The sequence below is a fragment of the Butyrivibrio sp. INlla16 genome, assembly GCF_900104155.1.
In the GTDB taxonomy this organism is placed as follows: domain Bacteria; phylum Bacillota; class Clostridia; order Lachnospirales; family Lachnospiraceae; genus Butyrivibrio.
Map to the genome: position 1 here is coordinate 1 of NZ_FMYB01000133.1, position 1,238 is coordinate 1,238.

The 1,238-nt window shown below is 38.1% G+C and carries 1 protein-coding gene; it reads left to right on the top strand.

From position 1 onward, the window contains the following. Positions 1–247: 247 nt before the first annotated feature. Entirely contained in the window at positions 248–1,171 is a 924-nt protein-coding gene (locus tag BLR42_RS22280; protein WP_091873945.1) for a carbohydrate-binding domain-containing protein, read from the top strand. Positions 1,172–1,238 lie beyond the last annotated feature (67 nt).

The following is a 1,238-nucleotide window of genomic DNA, read 5'->3' on the forward strand; positions in this document are numbered from 1 at the left end:
GGCTATGTATGGTCGCTGTGGAATTGAGTTACTCTCGGCCAAACTGATGTACAGAAAACCATAGTTTTACTAATAAATGCGGAAGAACCAATTTACTCTTACAAAGTGGAATTAACTATTACAAGTCACCAAAAGCAATCTAACAAAACGATTTTATGCTTATTTAAGAATGATCACTTACAGAATATTGTAGAATTAGTACTATAAAGGACACTAACAACACCTATTTTATTAGGAGGTGCCGACTATGAGAAACACTGCTATTAAATCAGCCATGTACTGTTTGATTCTATTTGTAATAATACTACTCAGAAATGGAATTTCTTCAAATGCGGCATATCAGTTGTACATCGGAAACGAAGATCATAGCGACAATGATATTTCAGCTACATCTCCCCCTACTAATCTACATGGTGCCAACTGGAATTATGAGGCTTCAAGCAAGACTCTTACACTTTCCAATTTCCACTATGAAGGAGAAGGCGTAGAAGGGATTCATGCTTGCATTTATTGCACTTTTCCGATAACCATTTATTGTAATGGAAATAATACTATTGTTCAAAACAGATCCAATGTTAGTAGCGGTAATTACTCCGCTATATATTCCCATGGGGATACATTAAAAATTACAGGTCCCGGCACGCTAGATCTGACAAGCTCGAAGCACGGCATCCACTGTCCTTTGGGAGATGTAGATATTCTAAACATTTCCAATCTTCATATAACACCCGCTCAGGTTACATCGGATGGCTATGGTATTTATGGAAAAAGTATAAGAATTGGCGGAGCATATGTAACTATTGATGCCGATAATGCAAATCAGGGAATTCATGCAGAAAATATGATCACAATAAATCATACCAATGCATTTACGGCTACAGGAAAAATTTCGGCGCTATATGCAGTATCAGGTGTAAAAAATGACATCGTTGGAAATGGATGGACTAATATAGCAGGCACGGAAGGAAAAATGCTAATTCCTGTAACGGCTGTTGGTACAGACAGAAGTTCCTTTAAAAAAGTACAATTTCCAATACTGCGTAATGATCCAACAGTGACACCACCATCCGCTAAAGATCTGTATTCCACCGGGTCAGCTCAAGAACTGGTAAATCCGGGTTCCACATCAGGCGGTACTCTTTATTGTTACTATTCACGGTCTAATGATTGACTAAAAATATATAAGTGCTGATTGATGCAAGAGGTCGTAAACTCAGATTATGTCTGGGGTTACGGCC